Source organism: Paenibacillus paludis (assembly GCF_042610515.1).
GTDB lineage: Bacteria > Bacillota > Bacilli > Paenibacillales > Paenibacillaceae > Paenibacillus_AQ.
Genome location: NZ_JBGJZP010000002.1, coordinates 480,889 through 499,839, shown reverse-complemented (window position 1 = coordinate 499,839; position 18,951 = coordinate 480,889). Strand labels below are relative to the sequence as shown.

21 protein-coding genes are annotated in these 18,951 nt (G+C 47.8%); 14 read left to right on the top strand and 7 right to left on the bottom strand.

The window, feature by feature from the left end; translation table 11 throughout:
- Positions 1-8: 8 nt before the first annotated feature.
- Positions 9-2,201, top strand: a complete 2,193-nt coding sequence (locus ACAN56_RS05645; protein WP_379141048.1) for an alpha-galactosidase — start codon at positions 9-11, stop codon at positions 2,199-2,201.
- Positions 2,202-2,237: 36 nt separating this feature from the next.
- On the opposite strand, the gene ACAN56_RS05640 is transcribed toward ACAN56_RS05645, so the two are convergent.
- The 3 genes from ACAN56_RS05640 to ACAN56_RS05630 are packed head-to-tail and all read right to left on the bottom strand — an operon-like array spanning position 2,238 to position 3,712.
- Positions 2,238-2,993 (bottom strand): class I SAM-dependent methyltransferase, encoded by a 756-nt coding sequence (locus ACAN56_RS05640; protein ID WP_379141046.1) that lies wholly within the window; start codon positions 2,991-2,993, stop codon positions 2,238-2,240.
- Positions 2,990-3,355 carry a cupin domain-containing protein gene (locus ACAN56_RS05635; RefSeq protein ID WP_340897104.1) on the bottom strand — a complete coding sequence of 122 codons (366 nt, stop codon included), beginning with the start codon at positions 3,353-3,355 and terminating at the stop codon, positions 2,990-2,992. Before ACAN56_RS05635 ends, ACAN56_RS05640 begins: the two co-directional genes overlap by 4 nt.
- Before the next feature lie 18 nt (positions 3,356-3,373).
- Positions 3,374-3,712 carry a cupin domain-containing protein gene (locus tag ACAN56_RS05630; RefSeq protein WP_076113973.1) on the bottom strand — a complete coding sequence of 113 codons (339 nt, stop codon included), beginning with the start codon at positions 3,710-3,712 and terminating at the stop codon, positions 3,374-3,376.
- Between the two features lie 130 nt (positions 3,713-3,842).
- Between ACAN56_RS05630 and ACAN56_RS05625 the strand changes: the two genes are divergently transcribed.
- Complete coding sequence (locus ACAN56_RS05625) at positions 3,843-4,553, top strand: Crp/Fnr family transcriptional regulator (RefSeq protein WP_379141043.1); 711 nt, start codon at positions 3,843-3,845, stop codon at positions 4,551-4,553.
- Between the two features lie 384 nt (positions 4,554-4,937).
- On the opposite strand, the gene ACAN56_RS05620 is transcribed toward ACAN56_RS05625, so the two are convergent.
- A complete protein-coding gene (locus ACAN56_RS05620; RefSeq protein ID WP_379141421.1) occupies positions 4,938-5,792 on the bottom strand; it encodes a LysR family transcriptional regulator in 855 nt (284 codons plus the stop codon).
- Positions 5,793-5,920: 128 nt separating this feature from the next.
- Between ACAN56_RS05620 and ACAN56_RS05615 the strand changes: the two genes are divergently transcribed.
- Entirely contained in the window at positions 5,921-6,910 is a 990-nt protein-coding gene (locus ACAN56_RS05615) for a zinc-binding dehydrogenase (RefSeq protein WP_379141041.1), read from the top strand.
- Positions 6,911-7,370: 460 nt separating this feature from the next.
- Here the strand turns inward: ACAN56_RS05615 and ACAN56_RS05610 are convergent, their stop codons facing one another.
- Positions 7,371-8,231 (bottom strand): LysR family transcriptional regulator, encoded by an 861-nt coding sequence (locus ACAN56_RS05610; protein ID WP_379141039.1) that lies wholly within the window; start codon positions 8,229-8,231, stop codon positions 7,371-7,373.
- 179 nt (positions 8,232-8,410) lie between these two features.
- Here ACAN56_RS05610 and ACAN56_RS05605 point away from each other — a divergent pair, with 179 nt between their 5' ends.
- From ACAN56_RS05605 to ACAN56_RS05590, 4 genes are all read left to right on the top strand, one after another.
- Complete coding sequence (locus ACAN56_RS05605; protein ID WP_379141037.1) at positions 8,411-9,604, top strand: MFS transporter; 1,194 nt, start codon at positions 8,411-8,413, stop codon at positions 9,602-9,604.
- Positions 9,605-10,070: 466 nt separating this feature from the next.
- On the top strand, positions 10,071-10,895 hold the full coding sequence (locus ACAN56_RS05600; protein ID WP_379141035.1) for a MerR family transcriptional regulator: 825 nt from the start codon (positions 10,071-10,073) through the stop codon (positions 10,893-10,895).
- Positions 10,896-10,979: 84 nt separating this feature from the next.
- Complete coding sequence (locus ACAN56_RS05595; protein ID WP_076113986.1) at positions 10,980-11,750, top strand: SDR family oxidoreductase; 771 nt, start codon at positions 10,980-10,982, stop codon at positions 11,748-11,750.
- 179 nt (positions 11,751-11,929) lie between these two features.
- On the top strand, positions 11,930-12,109 hold the full coding sequence (locus tag ACAN56_RS05590) for a hypothetical protein (protein WP_341095057.1): 180 nt from the start codon (positions 11,930-11,932) through the stop codon (positions 12,107-12,109).
- 125 nt (positions 12,110-12,234) lie between these two features.
- Here ACAN56_RS05590 and ACAN56_RS05585 read toward each other — a convergent pair whose 3' ends face one another.
- On the bottom strand, positions 12,235-12,582 hold the full coding sequence (locus ACAN56_RS05585) for a hypothetical protein (RefSeq protein ID WP_489685693.1): 348 nt from the start codon (positions 12,580-12,582) through the stop codon (positions 12,235-12,237).
- A 179-nt stretch (positions 12,583-12,761) separates the two neighbouring features.
- Here ACAN56_RS05585 and ACAN56_RS05580 point away from each other — a divergent pair, with 179 nt between their 5' ends.
- From ACAN56_RS05580 to ACAN56_RS05555, 6 genes are all read left to right on the top strand, one after another.
- Positions 12,762-13,781 carry a sigma-70 family RNA polymerase sigma factor gene (locus tag ACAN56_RS05580; protein WP_379141418.1) on the top strand — a complete coding sequence of 340 codons (1,020 nt, stop codon included), beginning with the start codon at positions 12,762-12,764 and terminating at the stop codon, positions 13,779-13,781.
- A gap of 79 nt (positions 13,782-13,860) precedes the next feature.
- Positions 13,861-14,283 (top strand): VOC family protein, encoded by a 423-nt coding sequence (locus tag ACAN56_RS05575; RefSeq protein ID WP_379141030.1) that lies wholly within the window; start codon positions 13,861-13,863, stop codon positions 14,281-14,283.
- Positions 14,284-14,472: 189 nt separating this feature from the next.
- Entirely contained in the window at positions 14,473-14,838 is a 366-nt protein-coding gene (locus ACAN56_RS05570; RefSeq protein WP_340897111.1) for a collagen-like protein, read from the top strand.
- A 178-nt stretch (positions 14,839-15,016) separates the two neighbouring features.
- Positions 15,017-15,952, top strand: a complete 936-nt coding sequence (locus tag ACAN56_RS05565) for a LytTR family transcriptional regulator DNA-binding domain-containing protein (protein ID WP_379141027.1) — start codon at positions 15,017-15,019, stop codon at positions 15,950-15,952.
- 138 nt (positions 15,953-16,090) lie between these two features.
- The gene (locus ACAN56_RS05560; RefSeq protein ID WP_379141025.1) at positions 16,091-16,936 is read left to right on the top strand and encodes an ABC transporter ATP-binding protein; all 846 of its coding nucleotides are present in this window, start codon (positions 16,091-16,093) and stop codon (positions 16,934-16,936) included.
- Positions 16,933-17,643: an ABC transporter permease gene (locus ACAN56_RS05555; RefSeq protein WP_379141023.1), complete on the top strand. Its 711-nt coding sequence runs from the start codon at positions 16,933-16,935 to the stop codon at positions 17,641-17,643. Before ACAN56_RS05560 ends, ACAN56_RS05555 begins: the two co-directional genes overlap by 4 nt.
- Positions 17,644-17,775: 132 nt before the next feature.
- Here the strand turns inward: ACAN56_RS05555 and ACAN56_RS05550 are convergent, their stop codons facing one another.
- Entirely contained in the window at positions 17,776-18,348 is a 573-nt protein-coding gene (locus ACAN56_RS05550; RefSeq protein ID WP_342480320.1) for a TetR/AcrR family transcriptional regulator, read from the bottom strand.
- 155 nt (positions 18,349-18,503) lie between these two features.
- Here ACAN56_RS05550 and ACAN56_RS05545 point away from each other — a divergent pair, with 155 nt between their 5' ends.
- Entirely contained in the window at positions 18,504-18,917 is a 414-nt protein-coding gene (locus ACAN56_RS05545) for an NAD(P)H-binding protein (RefSeq protein ID WP_379141416.1), read from the top strand.
- The last annotated feature ends 34 nt before the right edge of the window (positions 18,918-18,951 follow it).

Here is an 18,951-nt window from a genome sequence, read left to right as displayed (position 1 = left end):
AGGAAGTCATGAGTATTCATTACAACGCTGAAGAACAAATTTTTCATCTTCAAACCTCGAAGACCAGTTATATTATCCAGCTTCTTCACACCGGCATCCCGGTACATCTGTATTGGGGAAGGAAGATACGTCCGGGAGCGGAGGGAGCATTGCTCCAGCGGACGGAGCGATGCTCCTTCTCGCCGACTCCCTTCCCGGAGGACAACTCGCTTTCGTACGACACACTTCCGCAGGAGTATCCGGCATATGGCGCGGGTGATTTCCGCAATCCAGCTTATCAAATCCAGACACCGGACGGCGCTACGGTATCCGAAGCACTCTACGATCAGCACCGGATTTACAAAGGAAAGGCAGCCCTGCAGGGGTTGCCTGCCACTTACATTGAGCAGGAGGACGAAGCTGAGACGCTGGAGCTTGAACTGCTGGATGCAGTGGCAGGTTTGCGGATCATTCTATCCTACACGGTCTTTAGTGAACTAAATGCCATCGCCCGCTCCGTACGATTTGTGAACGAAGGAACAGAGGAATTGAAGATTTTGAGAAGCCTTAGCATGAGTGTAGATTTTCGGGACTCCGCTTATGAGTTGCTTCACTTGTCGGGAACCTGGGCAGCAGAGCGGAATATGGAGCGCAGGATACTGGCTCCCGGAATGCAGGGTGTGGAGAGCCGCAGAGGCTCCAGCAGCCACGGACATAATCCCTTTGTCGCGCTGCTTGCACCAGGAGCAGATGAAGATACCGGCGATGTGTATGGGGTCAGTCTCGTATATAGCGGCAGCTTCGCGGCAATGGCAGAAGTAGATCCTTACCAGACTACCCGGCTGTCTATAGGCATCAATCCTTTTGATGCCGGCTGGCTGTTGGAAGCGGGAGAATCCTTTCAGACACCGGAGGCTGTCCTGGTGTTCAGTGCAGACGGTATTGGCGCCATGTCGCGTACCTATCATAAACTGTACCGCACCCGGCTATGCCGCGGTAACTTCCGCGACCGGACCCGTCCGGTGCTCGTGAATAATTGGGAAGCTACTTATTTTGACTTCAATGCCAATAAGATTGAGCATATTGCGCGGGCAGGCAGTGAGCTGGGGCTGGAGCTTTTCGTTCTCGATGACGGATGGTTCGGACACAGGGATGATGACCGCAGCTCGCTTGGAGACTGGTTTGTGGACAAGAGGAAGCTTCCGGGGGGACTGGAGGATCTGGCGAAACGTGTGAACGCACTGGATATGCAGTTCGGCCTCTGGTTTGAACCGGAGATGATCTCTCCGGATAGTGAATTGTACCGGGAACACCCGGACTGGTGTATTCATGTGCCGAACCGCCGCAGAACAGAAGCCCGGACTCAGCTGGTGCTGGATTTCTCCCGGGAGGATGTCTGCGCGGCAATCGCTGAGCGGATCAGCCAAGTTTTATCCAGTGCACCTATCTCCTATGTGAAGTGGGACATGAACCGCAACATGACGGAGATCGGGTCTGCCCTGCTGCCGGCCGGCAGGCAGCGGGAGACTTCGCACCGCTATATTCTCGGTCTTTACAGTGTTCTGGAGCAGATCACCAGCCGGTTTCCTGAAGTATTGTTTGAGAGCTGCTCGGGAGGCGGAGGACGATTCGACCCGGGAATGCTCTTTTATATGCCGCAGACCTGGACCAGCGACAATACCGATGCGATCAGCAGATTAAAGATCCAGTACGGAACCAGCATCGTGTACCCGCTGAGCGCGATGGGCAGCCATGTGTCGGCAGTGCCGAATCACCAGGTGCACCGGATCACTTCGCTTGAGCTGCGCGGCCATGTGGCCATGTCGGGGAATTTCGGCTATGAGCTGGATCTGACCCGCTTTTCCGAAGAGGAGAAGCAGGCGGTGAAGGAGCAGGTGGCACTTTACAAGGAGCTTCGGAAGCTGGTGCAATTCGGTGAACAATTCCGCCTGCTTAGCCCTTTTGAAGGCAACGAGACAGCTTGGATGGTTGTTGCGGAGGATAAGTCCGAGGCGATGGCGGTCTATATAAGGGTGCTTGCCCAGCCGAATGACAAGCTCTATTATTTGCGGCTGAAGGGGATGGATCCGGAAGCTGGGTATCTCTGGTTGGAAGACGGCAGAGTGTACGGAGGGGATCAATTGATGTATGCGGGACTTCCGGTATCCAGTCTTCAGGGTGATTTTCAAAGTGTGCTGTGGAGGTTCAGAAGAGTAAACTGATTCTGCATCGTCCCACCGGCTTCCAAGGAGTAATCCTTATAGTTTTTTGCTGCAAACGGCTATATAGTTCAGATCTTTTCCGGTGGTATTGAAGAACCTGAACATCTTCTTGAACTGCTCGCGGTTCTCTTTCTTGAGGCCGTTCCTGATAATGCGCATAGCGCCGAACACGCCTTCATCGCGGATCAGCCCCTGAATCTGCATCAGAGACATCGGACCTGTAGCGGTGCCTACCTGTGAGAAGCCTGCCGAGTAGAACAACTGCTGCCAATTGGCGGCAGGCAGCGGCTCGACGTTCACATGGATGGTCCGCCGCAGCTCTGCAAGCTCATCGGCCATATTTTCCTTCGTATAGCTGATATCATGGGTCAGCAGAATGCCTCCGGGCTTCAGTACCCGGTAATATTCAGCCACCGCCTTCATCTTAGCCGCCCCATTCAGCATCGTGAGCATCGCTTCATTGATAACTACGTCAAAGCTCTCATCCGCAAAAGGCAGCTTCATCGCATTACCTTGCATAACCTCTATGTGGTCTTCCAGCTTGGCCGCCCTGATATTTGCTCTTGCCTTTTCCAATGCCCGGGAGTCCATATCAATGCCTGTAATCTTGCATTTGTAGCTCCGTGCGAGCTGGATTGAGGTGGTGCACATGTTGCAGGCAACCTCCAGCACCTTGCTCTCACTGCCCAGCTCCGCCTGGCCCAACAGCCAGTTGGTGGCAACCACACCGCCGGGGCGCAGACGCTTTTTGCCTAGCTTGGCAAGGAAATTATGGCCTGCCTCCTTCTTCATCCTCCAATCCTCACCTTCTGCTCCGGCTTGACTACAATCAGCAGCATCTGGAAGGCTTCAACAGCTTGCAGGGCATGGGGGATATTGGCCGGCATGAGGATGCTCTCATTGTGCTGCAGCAGGAACTGCTCACTGCCGATCGTGATTTGGGCTTGTCCGGACAGGATATGAACGAGCGCATCGCCGGGTGAAGAGTGCCCTCCAATCGAGGACCCTTTATCGAGAGACAACAGTGTCATTGCCAGATTAGGCCGTTGCACCAGCGTCAGGCTGCAGACCTGCTGCTCCTCAATGCCGATGATTTCTCTTAAATCCAGAACTTGTGACTGCGGCAGTTTCTTGATATATCCGCCTGATTCCATGATACATTCCTCCAATAGTTATAGACTGATCTGCAGGAATTTGCATCTGCTTCCTGCGGCATACGCATGCCAGGTATTTCTGGGGACGATGACAGCTCCTCCGGCTGTCAGGCTGCAGTCCTGAACATCCACCAGCATCCGCAGCGTTCCCTCCAGGACATAGATAAGCTTGGTGCTGGGCGAAGTTTCGCTGCTGATAGTTTCCTCTTCGTCCATGGCATACAACACCCATTCCTGCCCGGTCCGGGCCGTGTCAGGAATATCGGGCAGTGACAGCTTCCTGCTTGCGATCTGGCCGGGCTTAACTTGGATCATTTCCTGTAAATAGAACACCTGGCCGGCCGAAATTCCGCTCATACGCTTCCTCCTTGGTGTTGATTGATGGGCCCAATCTGCTATAATTATAATTGAGAATTATTCTCATTGATTGAATTATAACAGAGTAATGAAATTGACTCTGTTGCCATAGCAACAGGAGGCGAAGGGAATGCGCAAAGATTTGGCTACGATAGGCAGCACCATCTTGTTCAGGGGGTTTGAGGAACCTGAGATTCAGCAGGCATTGAGCTGTCTTGGAGGCACTGTCCGGGAGTTTATGCGCAAGGAGGTTATTTTCAGGCCCGGAGATATTCTGGATTCGGCGGGAATTATTCTGCAAGGGCAGGTTCTGCTGTGCAAGGAGAGCATGGAGGGCGTGCGGTTTATTTTCTCGGAGCTGGGCAGCGGGGAGATCGTAGGCGAGACGGCGCTTCGTGCAGCCAGAGAAGAGAGCGGCTATGAGGCGGTAGCAGGCACGGAATGCAGAATTCTGTTCATCCAGATCCATAAAATCGTGCGGCCCGGCGGCCACACCTGCTCTCTGCGGGCACGCATCATTGAGAATATGCTGGCACTGCTGCTGGAGAACAACCGTACAATCTATCAGAAGCTGGATCTGGTCTCCCACAAATCGTTGCGTGCCCGGATTCTGCATTACTTAACCCTGCAAGCCCGGAAGAATAATGCCCCGCAGTTTGTCATTCCATTCTCCCGCAATGATCTGGCGGATTATTTGACCGTGGACCGGAGCGCTCTATCCAGAGAGCTGCAGAGGATGGCGGTGGAGGGGCTGATCCGGTTCTCGAAGAATCAGTTTGAGCTGCTCTATCCTTACGGGACAGAGGTGTTGTCCAGGCCTAGAAAGCTATCTAACCGGTAGGGTTTAGACTGACGAACGTGAGAAATGGGACGGAAAAATAAAGTTGCACTGAAAAATAAAGTGTTAGACTGACTATGTTTCATTGAACGGGCAGGATAGCTTAATGATTTCGCGGATACTCTACCTATGGAGTTATTTACAAAATTTGTAAATAACACGTTAGCCAGACAACCCTGCACTGGCTAAGTCCGCCGGACCCATGGAGCGAGCAGTTCGAAGTTTAGGGAAACAATGAACAGGCCTACACCAGACGAGTGGAATTGACTTCCCCGTCACGGAGACAGCAGTCTCATCCAGCGTATGAAATAGAGATCTTGAAAACGATGTAATGGAAGTTGCTGATGCTGGTCTACCACCACTTCTTATTCAGTAGGCTAGGCATGTCTATGGCTGTTGAATCATTTGGAGTAATCTTGACAATGCACTGGAGAAAATGGAATTCTGACGATGTACAAACCATACGTGCAAGTCCCGGTACCCTTCAGGAAGGCGATGGGAAGATATTAGACCCGCCTCTTCCGCCTTGGTAATTGACGATTGTGGCAGCATAGACACGCCGAATCCAGCGGCTACCCCATTTAGAATCACTTCTAACGTTCCAAACTCCATAATCTGATAAGAGCTCATCCCGCTTTCTCCTAGGAATTTCTCAGCTTTTGCGCGATGTGTACATCCAACGTCGAAGAACAACATCGGCTTCGTAAGCAATTCACGCATGTCACTCTTACCCGGTTCCGAGATCAGCACCAACTCCTCGTTGAAAGCCACAACATGTTCTATATCAGGCTGGTCAACGGGTCCATAGACAAAGGCTCCATCTAGTTCGTAGTCAAGCACCTTTTGTAAGAGACCATGCGTTTCGCCAGTGAGTAGCGATAGTTTGACATCGGGATATCGTAAGTGATACTTGGTCAGAAGTGGAGTCAGATGAATAACTGCTGTCGTTTCAATGGAACCTAAGCGGAGAAGGCCCGCAGGATGCTCCGAGTATTGTGTGGATTTCACAGCCTCGTCCATCAGAGTAAGTATTTTATCCGTATACTCCAGCAAGTTCTCACCTGCCGGCGTTAACGTCATCCCCCGATTGGATCGATGAAAAAGAGGGAGTTTCAACTCAGCCTCAAGGTACTTAATCCGGTTCGTCACATTGGACTGTACATAGTTTAAGACTTGCGCGGCCTTCGTTATGGTGCCCTCGCGAGCAACAGCTTGAAATATTTTCAAATCTCCACTTTCCATTTCCATGTCACCTGCCTGGTATGATTCTTTATGATAGTCGCCTTCAGTTTTGATCATTTTACTGGATTACATCCTTTATGTACAATTCAATATAGATTCATTAATAACGACTTAAGGGAGTAATCAAGATGAAAGCAATTGTACATGCTGGACAAAGTGGCCTGAAGGGCTTGAAATATAAAGATATTAGGGACCAAAAGCCGGGGGTTGGCGAAGTAAAAGTAAAGATAGAGGCTGCAGGGCTGAACCATAGGGACTTGTTCATCATGGCAGATCGAACAGAACAGGATGTCCCTTTGGTTATTGATTCTGATGGCGCGGGCAGGATTGAAGCAGTAGGTGAAGGTGTATCCAGCCATCCAGTAGGTGCCGATGTCATCATTAATCCATGTATCGGATGGGAATCCGCCGACAATGTTCCGTACGTTCCAGCCATTGTAGGCGGTCCTTCAGATGGTACATTCGCCGAGTCTATCATCATTCCTGCGCAAAATGCCATCAGCAAGCCAGCTTACCTGTCTTGGGAAGAAGCGGGTGTGCTACCGCTGTCCGCCTTGACGGCCTATCGGGCTCTGTTCACGAGAGGCCGCTTACAGCAAGGTGAACACGTCCTTATTCCTGGCATTGGTGGTGGTGTTGCGACTTATGCCATGAAGATGGCTTCAGCGGTGGGTGCACGTGTTAGTGTCACATCACGTAGTGAAACGAAAAGACAAGCTGCACTCATTAATGGGGCTGACTACGCATTTGACAGTCATAGCGATTGGAAGGAAAGTATGAATGGAGACACCGTCGATCTCATCCTCGACAGCATCGGACCTGCGACGTTCCCACATTACTTTGACATTATTAAACCTAATGGCCGTATTGTCACGTTTGGGGCAAGCTCGGGAGATCGAATGGAGATCCCGATGCGGTCCATATTTTTTCCCCAAATTAGTATCATTGGTACCTCTATGGGAAGTAGTGAAGAGTTTACTGCTATGCTTCAATTTATGGAACGCCACATGCTTCGTCCTATCATTGATCGAGTATATCCTTTACAAGATACAGTTCAGGCATTTCACAGAATGCAGAAGGGGGAGCAGTTCGGTAATATAGGAATAAGAATAGATTGAACGGACACCCTTGCAAAAGTCGCCGCTATCGATTCCGGTAATCCGGGATTGCGTATCAAGGGCTAGAGGAGCTGTCGGCAATAGCTCTCACGTTATGCTGACCATACTTCTCAAGGGCCGTAGACGGAAGCTCAATTCGTCCTTAACCAAAGCTGCCCCCCGGGGATGTGAATACCTTTGGAGGACAATCGTTCGATCTGAGACACTATACGAGGGCAGCTTATGCCCAGTGATGGTTTGTGAATGCAGGAAAGTTACTAATATGGGCTTTTTCAAGTCATTACGTTAATGGAAAACGATAGCTTAAACAAGAAGGCAGCCGATCAACGTGATCAGCTGCCTTGCCGGTGGTTATGTACGTTGCGCCGTTCCAGATGGTAGAACTCTTTCATAGCCTATTGGATGTATGAACAGACTCACTCCTCTTATCTCCAGCTCAACACCTTTTCGGGACTCACCCTTACTTGAAATATTCGATAGTTTTCTCAATAAATGCCTTGGCCGACTTAATCAGAAAACGGTCGGAACGATGAATGATCTCAAAGTGACGGTATGGCGGATCGTCTGTAATTCGGATGCAGCGTAGTGTTGGTTCATTCATCGCTTGGATCAGAGGATAAGGCAGCAATGTTCCTCCTACGTTGGCTTTAACCAAGCTAATAATGGAGGTTGCCGAACTGGTCTCCATGATCGTATTTAAGCGGAATCCATATTTACGGCAATAGTCATCAACCAATTCTCTGCCTGTAAATCCTTCGGGGAACATCACAGTTTGGATATCACGCAGTTCCTGGATTCCAATCGTGTTTCGTTCAGCCCAATCATGATTCTCGGAAACGATGAGTACATATTCTTCACTGCACAAAGAAATGCGTACAAGCCGATCATCAGGAGCAGACGTGATCGCGATGCCGATGTCTACTTCATTATCCAGCACTTGATTCACGACGTAGATCGAAGAGATAACCTTCAGTTGCACCTTGGGGAATCGTGCATGAAAATTCACGAGCAATGGGGTGATCCGATAGTCCAGATCGGAAGGGAGAACACCAATTACCAACCGACCTCGTTGATCATTGCGGAATTCAGCTAACGCATCCTGGGTATTCTGTAAATGCCGAATCATCTGTACACAGTGCTCCAGAAACAGATTTCCTGCCTGGGTCATCACAATTTTTTTGCCGACCCGGTCAAATAAGGGAACACCTAGTTCATCCTCGAGCGCGCGTATTTGTTGACTCAATGTAGGTTGAGATATGCCAAGTTTCTCCGCTGCTCGTGTAAAATGAAGCTCATCACACACAGCAATGAAGTTTTCCATCTGACGAATCTCCATATGAATTACCTCTAATCATTGGTTTTAGTAATCATTTTAATAGAAACAATAGTATTGTTCAATCATTCTAATGATTTTATACTTATCGTGCACCACCCAAAGATCTTCATTCAAATAGGATCATGTGTGAATGCAACGATACTACTACCATGAGGTGATCCAGCATGAAACTTTTTTATATCGTCTTGGCGCTTATCCTGGCTTCACTGAATTTACGACCACCCATTACATCCATTTCTCCTCTAATGAGCACCATACAGAATGATCTGGGTATAAGCGGGATTACCGCCAGTCTGTTAACCACACTTCCGGTATTATGCATGGGCATATTTGCTCCGTTCTCCGTAAGATTAAGCAGAAGGTGGGGAAATGAGAGCGCAATTGTTCTGGCATTAATCCTCATTGGGTTAGGTACGGGATTACGATGGTTTGTTGATACATCTTCTTTGATGATGTTCACTTCTTTTCTGTCCGGTGTAGGGATTGCATTGGCAGGGCCGCTGTTGTCCAGCTTCATTAAGCAGTATTTCCCTGACCGAGTGGCAGCCATGGTGGGTATCTACTCTACAGCGATGGTGATGGGGGCCAGCATTAGTGTGGGACTTTCGGTTCCGCTTCAGCATACGCTCGGTGGATCGTGGAGGGGCTCGTTGGCTGTATGGGCATTACTTGCAGCCATTGCATTACCGATCTGGTTGAGATTAGCCTGGTCTGCGCGCACAGATCGACAATCCGGTACAATTTCGAGTGTACTTAATGCACCACTTCCGGTAGACAACAAGCGTGCCTGGGTGCTGACATTATTTTTCGGGCTGATGGCAGCGATCTTCTATTCGTTAACCGCTTGGCTTGCGCCAGCAATTCAAAGCCAGGGGTATAGTCAAGAGGCGGCCGGCAACATCCAAACCTTATTTACATTGATATCGCTGCCCTCTACGTTGTTCATTCCCATGCTTGTACACCGTTACCAAAGACGTGTATTCTGGCTTGTCGGGTGTGCGTTATTGGAGTTGATGGGTGTCCTGATGCTGAACATATCCGTTAGCCCCTGGCTCGCGGCGATTCCACTCGGTATTGGAGCGGGTGGACTGTTCCCGATTGCACTGATGTTGCCCATTGATGAAACAAGCAATGCTCAGGAAGCCAGTAGCTGGTCCGCAATGACCCAATCTGGCGGCTACATTCTCGGAGCGCTTGGGCCGCTAGCCATTGGCTGGCTCCACGATGCAACGGGCAGCTTCGTTCAAGCATTCTATGGATTGGCTGTAATCATCGTGCTTCAGATTATCGTTCAGTTGGCTATAGGAAATAAAAAAAGTTTTCCAGCGAGTTATGATAAGCCGCGGCCTGGTGTATAAAGACAAAAACGATCAATATGCGATGAAATCTCCTATGAACAAAAGAGGTCAACTAGTAAAAACTGGCTGATCTCATCCTACGAACGGGAAGGATAGTGCGGTGGTAAAGCAGAAATAGTTAAGAACTATTTTATAATTTGAAGCTTAATGAATTGGATGAGATATATGGACGAAAAACGGATATACAAACCACTCGATGACCCCTCATCTGGAATAAGTTATAAAAAATGTATGTTTATTATCGGAGAGTAGGGCAAGTCATGAAACTTAGAGGGACAATGACAGAACAAGCATTTAGAGAAGAATTAAGAGCCTCAAGAACTCAACTTTTCAATGATATATCCATGCAAAGATTTCTAAATATTATTAGAGAGATCTTCCCCGCAATGAAAACAGCATACATCTATATTTCTGAATAAATAGGGGAACAGGCCGATACTAAGAATTCACAAAAGGGGGGATTAGGATGTTCAAAATTGGGGCGTTCGCGAAACTGAGCGGCGTGACGGTGAAGACATTGCGCCACTATGATGAACTCGGCTTGTTAAAGCCCGCGCATGTGGACGAAGAATCGGGATATCGTTTTTATACTGCGGAGCAACTGCTAACGATCCGTCGTATCGCGGGTTTCAAAGAGCAGGGCTTAACCCTTGAGAAGATGCGACCGATGCTCACCGGAACCGCCTCTCTGACGAAAGCGGAGCGCACGTTGCTTGAGAAACGAAAGGAGCTGGAGCGCCAGATACAAGAGGCTCAGCAGCAAATTACGGTGATCGATGAGCGACTCGTGCGCATTGAACGGAATGAGGCGGTTGCGGAGAAAGGGAAGTTCTTGCTTCGAAGCGTGGATCCGGTTCTCGTCGCTTACGTCCGCGAGACTTTGCCAAAAAACCAACTGTGTCTGTTGCTCGACGAACTGAAGCAGTATGTCCGCTCACATGGAGAAGAGCCGGACCGTGAGATGACAATCGTCTGGCATCGGAGGAGCGATTGCGATGAAGAGCTTTCGGACATCGAGGTCGCTATTCCTGTTTCAAAACCGATTCCTAATAGCGGCAGGGTGAAGATTCACCAAATGCCCGGCATGAAGGAAGCTGCCTCTTTTACTCATCAATGTGACCCGTATAAGGATAATTGCAAGGCGAGCGAGACGCTACGGGCTTGGATTGCTGGCACGGGCTACCGGCCACTCGAGGCGATACCGGTTCGGGAGATTTATCTGACGTCGGATAAAGATATTTATGGTCAGCTACGTTTGGCAGAGGCGATCGTGCCGGTTGAACGAGTCTGAAAAAAGATTGGAGTCCATTCCTTGACTCTCCCCTTATGAGGAGGGTTTATCATGGTATCAACCCATTATAAGGAGTGGATCTACATGAATTTGAAGCGTTTGGAAGGTCGGATCGCAGTCGTTACAGGAGCCAGCCGAGGGATAGGGAGAGCGATCGCGCTGCGTCTCGCCGCTGAAGGTGCGCTAGTCGCAGTACATTATCGCACGCGGAGGGATGCGGCGGCAGAGACGGTTTCTGCGATCGAAGCAGCGGGAGGTACAGCTTTTGCCATCGGTGCCGAGTTGGATTCTCTGGAGGGAGTCGATCGACTTCTTCAGGTCTTGGATGAGGAACTTATCCGCAGAACGGGCATCAACCATTTTGATATCTTGGTTAACAATGCCGGCATTGGCACATCCCCATCATTTGAAGAGACGAGTGAAGAGGACTTTGATCGACTGTTCGCGGTCAACGTCAAGGCGCCGTTCTTCCTCGTCCAGCAATCGATCGGACGTCTTCGAGACGGAGGTCGCATTATCAATATCTCATCTGGAGTGACACGAATTGCCTATCCGCATATCATGACCTACAACCTAACCAAAGGCGCACTAAATACATTCACCCTACACCTGGCTCAGCTTCTGGGTCCGCGGGGTATTACAGTGAACGCTGTCATGCCCGGCATAATCGATACCGACGTAAACGCGTCGTGGCTACACACGCCCAATGGCCGTAAGTCTGCAGTAGAGATGTCGGCACTTGGACGCGTAGGTGAGCCTTCGGATATCGCAGACATTGTCGCCTTCACGGCGTCACCTGACGGCCGATGGATAACGGGACAAATGATCGATGCGACTGGCGGATCGCATTTGTAAACTATGTCAGAACAGAAGCTAAGGTAGACGAAAGTACATTCTATTTATCGTTGTTGGAGTTCGCTGTTGATTTATGAGGTCGGCCTTCGCGCATAGTTCTCTAAGATGAGACGCACAATATTAGGGCGATTTGCCAGGCAAAATCATTCGAGAATAAGATGAGGAGGCGCTAAGTTTTAATGTCCAATAAAAAAAGTTACTATGCATTTGAGGATCCGCTTGGCACCAAAGTTGAATTCCAAGCCACTAGCTTACAACAAGCCATGGTGATTAAAAAGAAGAAGGCTCATGAACTGGGGATTCCTAAAGAGGCTTTTGAACTCACAAGCATACGCAAGAAACCAAGCCAGAGCGCATAAAGCTTGTAATGGAACCTTGGTTAGAAAAGAGGAGCCAGCGGACGAATGACCGCTGGCTAGAAAGCTTATTCACCCGTTAGGGTGATTTTGTTCAAATATAATGGACATGACAGAATGACTTCTAATCAGGCTTTACTGCGATAGGAAGAAGTTAACACACCGGTGCTATCCACAAGGCCTAGCTCATAAGCTTTTTGCAACGTGGAGAAACGAAACCTACTCTCGTCAGAAACACCATTGTGCTGTTCATATATACGATTGTTTAAAATTTCGTTATTAGAAATCTGGCGCGCATTGTACGAATTTAATTGTTCGCCCTTCTGAATTGCTCCCATAAAATCATCAAAACTCATCGATTTGCTGGTATCACTTGTTTTAATGCCCCGTTCTTCATTTTGCACCCGACTTCCGATGACTAAATGGGCATAAGCTGACCATTCTGCTGTGGCTCTTGCTGAGAGATCTTGAGAGATTTATCTTGTCCCATCCTTTTTGTTACACTGCTTTGCAGCACCCTCTAAAATTCACTTATCTGGAAACAAGTCCTCTGGCAGAATTTTTGCCGCTAGCGGGCAGTATAGTTGAAGATAAATTCCGGTGAACCGTATCACAAATAGAGGCAAGTTTTCTCGCTTATGAAATGTTAATATGAATAGTAAGATATAAGCTGTTTGGACGCCCAAAAAGGAGGAAACGTAAAATGAGCCAAAAGCATGGAATAGACATGCTCGAGGAGTTGCGTTCTGAACTAATCGGATATTGTTATCGGATGATGGGGTCCATTTTTGAAGCGGAAGATGCGGTGCAGGATACGCTGCTTCGCGCTTGGCAGAACTGGGACAAGATTAGGCAGGATTCTTCCCGTAAAGCTTGGATGTATCGGATTGCCACTAATGTTTGTTTGGATAGGTTAAGGAATGCAAAGCGTCGGGCACTTCCGATGGATCTCTCAGAACCCGCGTCTATTATTATGGAACCAAGGGACAGCTTGCCCCGGAGTTCTTGGATCTGGCCGGCCCCCGATAACGTTGGTGACCCGGCCAATATCGTGGTTAGCAGAGAAACCATTCGATTATCTTTTATTGCGATCCTGCAAATATTGCCGCCCCGGCAACGCGCCGTACTGATCCTGCTTGATGTCTTCCGATGGTCGGCTAATGAGGCAGCGAATGCGATGGGGATGACCACGGCAGCCGTCAACAGCGCTTTGCAACGGGCTCGCTCGACGATCGCTCGGTCGAATCTTCGGTCCGAAGAATTACAAGGGGGAGATGTTCAGGCAGATCAACAAGTGCTTGCAAGTTATATGGAAGCTTTCGAACAGTACGACATCGATGCATTGTTAGCATTATTCCACGAGAACGGTAGCTTGTCGATGCCGCCATTTAAGATGTGGGTTCGTGGCAGCTCTAATCTGTCGTCATTCTACAATACAACACGCAGCCATTGTTTGGGTTCCAGATTGCTGGCGATTCGGGCTAACGGGGATAGTCCAGCTTTTGCTCAGTATGTACCCACCGGAAGGGATGGGCTGCTGGCTCCGTGGAGCATTCATATTCTAGAGATAGAACAGGGTAAGATCGCTCATATCCATTATTTCATTGACTCCGATTTATTTGTTCGATTTGGATTGCCTACAGGTTTGGACGCGAAGCAGGATTTTTCAATATAGCGATGAGTTTACGGTGGCCCGATCGTCTATACTTATGAACCACATCGAATCAAATCAAAATTTAAGGAGGAACAATCTTATGACGGTAAAACTTACCCCTTATATTACTTTGGAGGGCCGGGTAAAGGAAGCAATTCAATTTTATGAACAAGCCATCGGTGCAGAAATCCTCTCCATGGTGACTTACGGTGAAATGCCGGACATGCCTGGTACGTTCACTGACGATCTGAGTAATCTTGTAGCGCACGCCAAGTTAAAGGTCGGAGTAACGGAACTCATGTTATCGGATGCTCCAGGCGGTTCGACTAGTGAAAACGGGAAACGGGTCACCATCTGCATTACAACGAATGAAGTAGAAGAATCAAAACGGATTTATGAAGCCTTGCAGCAAGAAGGTCAGGTCAATATGCCGTTTAAAGAAGAACCTTTCAGCCCTGGGTTTGGCGATGTAACGGACAAATTCGGCGTGACTTTTCAAATTTATACTGAAATTGAAGACTAAATTACGGATAAAGAGTTGCACAAGATGATGGTGCGACTCTTTTTTTTGTAAAGCTTGGATCTGTGTCGAAACCATCCGTGTTGTGCACAGTCGATCTATGTTAAATCTTATTGTTGGGCATCCGCCCAAGCGCCCTTTCCGCGAATGCATATGATGATTATGCCTAATCATTGAAAGGAGCGATCACATATGGGATTTTTTCCAACACCGGGACCCGGCGGAGGATTTCCGGGGTTCCCGGGCGGACCTGGCGGACCTGGCGTGCCGGGAGGACCGGGACTTCCGGGAGGTGCACCGGGAGGCGTTCAAGCGCCGACGGCTCCTCCACCGCAATTCGTACCGCAAATGCCGGCTACCGCTTTTGCCATCGACCCCGGGGGAATCAGACGATGCCTGTTCCGCAACACATACATTTGGCTGAACAACGGCGAGCAATTCTGGTTCTTTCCGGTATTCGTCGGGCGTAATTCTATTGCAGGGTTCAGATGGACTGGTTTCTTCTGGGCGTACTTCGGCATTGATTTGAATCGGATTAGCTCGTTCACCTGCTTCTAAGGCAGATAACAAAGAGAACAGCCTGCGGGCTGTTCTCTTTGTTGTGGTACTTTTGTTGTCATCTTATTTTCCCGACCTATGGCATGCTGTTATATATTCTAATAGAAACTGACAAAAAAGCAGCCCAACTTTATAATTGTTTTATATATCCTATAGCAGCACTAACCGGGAGGACGGCATGCAATTTCAACCAAGGTATTATGATGGGGAATTACTTCTACCGAAGATCGAATTAGATATGACAACGTACCAATCGATTGGCATTATAACCGACTTGAAGCGAAAGCAGCTTTTAATGGATCAATTAGTTGATCATTCCCGATATTATTTATTTCGGGTTCAACAAAACGAGTATATGCGTTTAACGGTGGAAGAGCTAATCACTTTTCTAATCAGAGTAACGGAGAGGAATGAGCGTGCCGCTTCGTTGATCGATTATTTTGCTTTAAAAGAAGAACGGAAGGTAAAAATCAAGGACCTAAGCTCATCAAGAAGGATGTATGTGACCTTGCTGCGTGTCTTTTTTGCGCATCAGCCTTCACTTGTACTGGAAGAACCCTATTTTTACTTAGAAGAGCAAGATCGCCGTCAATTTAAGCGGATTCTAGATGACCTTTTGAAAGAGAAGCAAGTATTAATTTTAACTTCGAATTTAGAGGATGCCCTTATTTCCTGTGATGCCATTTACCGGTTGAACGAGTCCGGATTTCATCCATTGGATATTCGGGATTCCGAAGAGGATAAGCAGGAAGTACAGAAACAAGACGAGGCCAATATAACCTTGCAGAAGATCTCTACCAAAAGAAATGACAAAATAATTTTATTTAATCCGCCTGAAATCGATTTTATAGAAAGTGTAGAGGGTTCGATCCTTGTTCATGTGGGCGGGGAAAATTATGACTGTGCGTTGACGCTAACCGAGCTGGAGCAAAGATTGTTGAATTTCGGGTTTTTTAGGTGTCATCGATCCTATATCGTTAATCTGCAAAAAGTAAGAGAGATTATTACATGGACGAAGAATAGCTACAGCTTGCGGTTAAATACAGGTCAAGATGCGGTGGTTCCGTTATCCCGTTCAAAATTGCATGAATTAAAAGCACTTCTTAACATTTAATTTCCGGGGAAATATCGAACCAATCAAGCATTGGGTGGTACCATTCAGGCGATAATAGCTACATTTCGGCGGGTTTTGATGGCTGGAAGCATGGAATCTGTATATGTTTAAGCCATCAATGCTAAGGAAGTGGTGTTAATGGATGTTATCCAAGTAGAACGTATCCGTAAGAGATTTGGAAATAAGGATGCGTTGGCAGATGTGTCTTTTTCAATTCCGAAAGGGGAAATTTTTGGTTTCCTAGGTCCAAGTGGCGCAGGAAAAACAACATTAATCAAGATTTTAACGGCGCAGTTAAATCCGACAAGCGGACAGGCTATTGTATTTAATCAGCCAGCGGAGATGATGCAGCAGTCTTCACAGAAGATGCGCTTTGGCATTTTGACGGATAACAGTGGTCTATATGAGCGATTATCGATTGAGGAAAATCTGGAGCTATATCGTAAGTTGTATGATCTTCCCAAGTCTGCGGTCGATAAGGTACTGCAGTTTGTGAACTTAAGCGGAGAGCGCAAAAAGAAAGCCAATCTCTTATCGAAGGGAATGCGTCAGCGTGTTATGCTGGCCTGCGCGATTATCCATGAGCCAGAATTGTTATTCTTAGATGAGCCTACTTCGGCTTTGGACCCGGTCAACACCGCACATATTTATAAAGGCTTGCGCTACTTAAATGAGAAAGGTACAACGATTTTTCTGACTACGCATGATATGGCTGAAGCAGAATTGATATGCAATCGTGTAGCGATTCTGTATCAGGGACAAATTCAAGCCATCGGTTCACCGAAGGAACTTAAACGGCAGCACCGGGAAAACATAATTTGTGTTGAATTAATTAATGGGGAAACTTACGAGCTCCCGATCGGTGAGGGAACGGGTGATCAAATTGCGGATTGGATGAGACGGGGGCTAATTGACCGGTTAGAAACGAAAGAGCCCAGTCTGGGTGATATTTTTATTAAAATGACAGGAAGTGAGCTACTATGAGTATCTCATTGAAACGTGCGCGGGCGATATTTGTAAAGGATTATAAGGAGTTTTCACGTAACTATGCGCTGTCCATTATGCTGATTTTTCCTATGATCATCGCTCTGCTTTTTAGGAGGGCAGGCGCGTCATTGCCTGGAGCCAGCGGTTTTCTTTTTAATAGTTCGTTTGTATTGCTGACCTGCTTCGCACAAGCCTGCTTGATTGCGGAAGAGAAGGAGCGTAACACTTTACGGTCATTAATGATGACTCCGGCTACGACCATGGATGTTCTAATCGGTAAAAGCTCTTTAGTCTTTGTAATGTCTGCTGTTGTTCTCGCTATTTCTACATTATTATTTGGCTATGAGCCAGCTAATATATGGGCGTTTGTGGCAGTGATCATTCTTTCGATTATTCTGTACACAGCAGCCGGGACCATCTGCGGTTTATTCTCCAAGACCTTGCTTGAAGCCTCATTATCCATACTCCCTGTGGTGTTCATATTTATGGGTGCACCGTGGGGAGCAGTACTAGAGAAGGATTATCCGGTCTTCCAAGTGCTGGATTACATGCCAAGCAGTCAGCTTGTGCATTTGCTAGGGATAAGCAATACAGGCTTTACGACGGGAGATATATTAAAACCCCTCCTCATTATTTTGGTATGGACGGTTGTATTAACGATTGTGTCTGTTGTTTTGTATCAACGACGGTTGAAGGATGAGTAGAATTTGATGAAAACTTGCCGTTACAGACAGTGCGGTGAACCGTATCATATTTCCTGCTGATTGTCGCATGCCGTAAAGGGTCCGTTTATAGCGTCTTACCAGCTCCTGTCCGCACTACTGGGCGGGGGCTATTTAATGTTCAGTTTGTCCAGAAACTTCAAGATTCCGTTCAAGCAATGACCCCACTCGTTGAGCCATAAAGGATGGAGGGAGAGGCATTCCATTCTTGAACCACCATTCTACTACCCCTACGATTGCTGCCCCTAAAAATTGAATCTCAACATTCTCACCGTCGGTTAATCCTTGATTGCTCCCTTCGGGCTCCTTGTTCTCTAATTCTTGGAGAAAAAACTCAAGGAATCGATTGCGGAAAAAAGGGCTCCCTTTACTCGCTAGCAACGCGGAGAAGAATAAAAAATGACTCTCAAAATATTCGAACCATAACAATCCCGCATCTACATAATCGGCGTCATCGTCTGTCGAATCGCAGAGTTCCCTAATATCGTCAATATGTTCTTCGATGAGCTTGTCCAGAAGATCAAATTTGTCCGTGTAGTGAAGATAGATGGTTCTTCGGCTAATATCTGCCCTGTCGGAAATATCTTGTATCGTAATCTGATCAAACTTTTTTTCAATCATCAGTTCAATAACAGCCACTTTTATTGCTTCTTGGGATTTACGTATCCTTCTATCTATCTTTAACACTTGAGAATCACCAGCTTTCTTATAAATAAATACACAATTATAAAGGATATGTGAACTAATGCACGGAACCTGTCTTTTTAAGAATTGTAGACTTTTTATTTCTGTTTACAATTATACATACATAGTTGCTTCTTAATACACTAATGTGCATTTAAATCGGAGGGGAATATTTCAATGAAAATTGCTATTATTGGAGCAACAGGGGGAACTGGAAGGAAAGTGCTGGAGTTAAGCGCCTAGTCATGCAGAGCGGCATTGGTTTGAGCGACGGGAAGGAGCTTTCCGCAGGCAATCGGTGGGCGATAGGCATGAATCGCCGCATCTTCTCGAAGGCGATCAAGGATAAGGGTATTGCCGAGCATGCGGTGCAACGGAGTGACCTGGATTGGGTCATTGTACGACCGGCGGGGCTGAATGACGCGGCTGCCACTCTGAACTATACAGCAGGACCATCAGCACGCATCGCTCCGTTCCGGCCGCTGTCCTTCGCAGACTGTGCCGACTGCCTTGTGCGGGCGGCTACGAGTGAGCCAGCATGGGTCAGGAAGATCGTTAATGTTGGACAATAACAAGTTGGTTAGATTGGCAGCATGGGCAGCATTG

What these genes read in the sequence shown, in the direction of transcription:
- ACAN56_RS05605 (WP_379141037.1), top strand. Translation starts at nt 8,411, where the DNA reads ATGAAACTTTTTTATATCGTCTTGGCGCTTATCCTGGCTTCACTGAAT.
- ACAN56_RS05620 (WP_379141421.1), bottom strand. Translation starts at nt 5,792, where the DNA reads ATGGAAAGTGGAGATTTGAAAATATTTCAAGCTGTTGCTCGCGAGGGC.
- ACAN56_RS05555 (WP_379141023.1), top strand. Translation starts at nt 16,933, where the DNA reads ATGAGTATCTCATTGAAACGTGCGCGGGCGATATTTGTAAAGGATTAT.
- ACAN56_RS05630 (WP_076113973.1), bottom strand. Translation starts at nt 3,712, where the DNA reads ATGAGCGGAATTTCGGCCGGCCAGGTGTTCTATTTACAGGAAATGATC.
- ACAN56_RS05625 (WP_379141043.1), top strand. Translation starts at nt 3,843, where the DNA reads ATGCGCAAAGATTTGGCTACGATAGGCAGCACCATCTTGTTCAGGGGG.
- ACAN56_RS05640 (WP_379141046.1), bottom strand. Translation starts at nt 2,993, where the DNA reads ATGAAGAAGGAGGCAGGCCATAATTTCCTTGCCAAGCTAGGCAAAAAG.
- ACAN56_RS05600 (WP_379141035.1), top strand. Translation starts at nt 10,071, where the DNA reads ATGTTCAAAATTGGGGCGTTCGCGAAACTGAGCGGCGTGACGGTGAAG.
- ACAN56_RS05565 (WP_379141027.1), top strand. Translation starts at nt 15,017, where the DNA reads ATGCAATTTCAACCAAGGTATTATGATGGGGAATTACTTCTACCGAAG.
- ACAN56_RS05615 (WP_379141041.1), top strand. Translation starts at nt 5,921, where the DNA reads ATGAAAGCAATTGTACATGCTGGACAAAGTGGCCTGAAGGGCTTGAAA.
- ACAN56_RS05635 (WP_340897104.1), bottom strand. Translation starts at nt 3,355, where the DNA reads ATGGAATCAGGCGGATATATCAAGAAACTGCCGCAGTCACAAGTTCTG.
- ACAN56_RS05595 (WP_076113986.1), top strand. Translation starts at nt 10,980, where the DNA reads ATGAATTTGAAGCGTTTGGAAGGTCGGATCGCAGTCGTTACAGGAGCC.
- ACAN56_RS05610 (WP_379141039.1), bottom strand. Translation starts at nt 8,231, where the DNA reads ATGGAAAACTTCATTGCTGTGTGTGATGAGCTTCATTTTACACGAGCA.
- ACAN56_RS05575 (WP_379141030.1), top strand. Translation starts at nt 13,861, where the DNA reads ATGACGGTAAAACTTACCCCTTATATTACTTTGGAGGGCCGGGTAAAG.
- ACAN56_RS05590 (WP_341095057.1), top strand. Translation starts at nt 11,930, where the DNA reads ATGTCCAATAAAAAAAGTTACTATGCATTTGAGGATCCGCTTGGCACC.
- ACAN56_RS05645 (WP_379141048.1), top strand. Translation starts at nt 9, where the DNA reads ATGAGTATTCATTACAACGCTGAAGAACAAATTTTTCATCTTCAAACC.
- ACAN56_RS05560 (WP_379141025.1), top strand. Translation starts at nt 16,091, where the DNA reads ATGGATGTTATCCAAGTAGAACGTATCCGTAAGAGATTTGGAAATAAG.
- ACAN56_RS05570 (WP_340897111.1), top strand. Translation starts at nt 14,473, where the DNA reads ATGGGATTTTTTCCAACACCGGGACCCGGCGGAGGATTTCCGGGGTTC.